Here is a 1,257-nt window from a genome sequence, read left to right as displayed (position 1 = left end):
TGGACTTGCCCCGGTGACGCGGACACTTGAGAGTGGTTGTATGGCCACAGAAGGGTGTCCTCATGGGAACTGTGTTTTCGCAGGAGTTTAAGGATCAGATTGTCGAGTTGTTTCGGCAGGGTGGTCGCACGTTTTCGGATATTGGGAAAGAGTTCGATTTGTCGCCGACGACGGTGTCGAATTGGGTGAGAATCGCGGATCGTCAGGAGGGTCGAGCGGCTCGAGGTTCTCGGAGCGAGGATGTGGCTCAGCATCAGGAGATTGCTCGGTTACGGCGTGAGCTGGCGCAGAAGGAGGAAGAGCTAGAGATTCTGGGAAAAGCGCTGGCCTTCTTCGCTCGCCGCAAGGAGCAGTAGAGATTTACTGCTATATCCAAGCGGAGAAGGCCAAGTACCCTCATCGGAAGATCAGTGTCATGTGTCGTGTCCTCGGTGTTTCCAAGTCGGGGTACTACGGCTGGTTGAAGCGTCTGCAAGCTCCGTTGCGGGGCAGAGCGGCGGAGGATCTGACGCTGTTGCAGGAGATCCAGTCGATTCATGCGGCGTTTCAGTACTACGGTGCGCCTCGGATTCATCGAGAACTCGTGAAGCGAGCACATCACGTGGGCAGGAATCGTGTCGCTCGGCTCATGCGGTTACACGGAATCCGAGCTCGGCGCGGAAAAATCAAGTCGCGACCACGTTCCGCGCCACCAAAGCGGCGCCCCGAGGTTGGTGATCTGGTGCGGCGATCGTTCGTGGGGTCTGGGCCGAATCAGATTTGGTTCACTGACCTGACGATGATCCGCACGAGCCAAGGCATGCTGCGCGTGGCTGTCATTCTGGACTCATTCAACAGAGAGGTCATCAGCTGGGCTGTTGCTCGCCATGAAACTCCAGCCACCGTCATGACAGCGCTTCAAGAGGCGATCACACTCCGAAAGCCGCCTTCGGGATGCATCATCCATTCTGATCGGGGCTACCAGTTCACGTCGCACGAATGGTTGCAGCTCGCCAGGAGCAACGGGCTACGGCCCTCGATCGGCGAACGCAAAAGCCCGCAGGACAACGCGATGATGGAGTCATGGTTTGCATCGCTGAAAAACGAAGAGATCTATCCAGCCGGACAGCCCTCCACCTACAGCGAGGCGCGAATGCGACTATTTCGCTACATCCATATCTACAACAGCAAGCGGATCCACTCCGCGCTAGATTACGAACCACCAATTGAATACGCAAAAATGAACAAGCAACTGTCCGCCTAACTAGGGCAAGTCCA

At 56.6% G+C, this 1,257-nt stretch carries 2 protein-coding genes; both read left to right on the top strand.

The window, feature by feature from the left end; translation table 11 throughout:
* Window positions 1-62 precede the first annotated feature (62 nt).
* Window positions 63-356: a transposase gene (locus CZ674_RS00010; protein ID WP_086989812.1), complete on the top strand. Its 294-nt coding sequence runs from the start codon at window positions 63-65 to the stop codon at window positions 354-356.
* Between the two features lie 2 nt (window positions 357-358).
* Entirely contained in the window at window positions 359-1,243 is an 885-nt protein-coding gene (locus CZ674_RS00005; RefSeq protein ID WP_143244566.1) for an IS3 family transposase, read from the top strand.
* The last annotated feature ends 14 nt before the right edge of the window (window positions 1,244-1,257 follow it).

The organism is Agrococcus casei LMG 22410, assembly GCF_900163565.1.
Taxonomy (GTDB): Bacteria; Actinomycetota; Actinomycetes; order Actinomycetales; family Microbacteriaceae; genus Agrococcus; species Agrococcus casei.
This window is presented reverse-complemented; position numbering and strand designations above follow the sequence as displayed.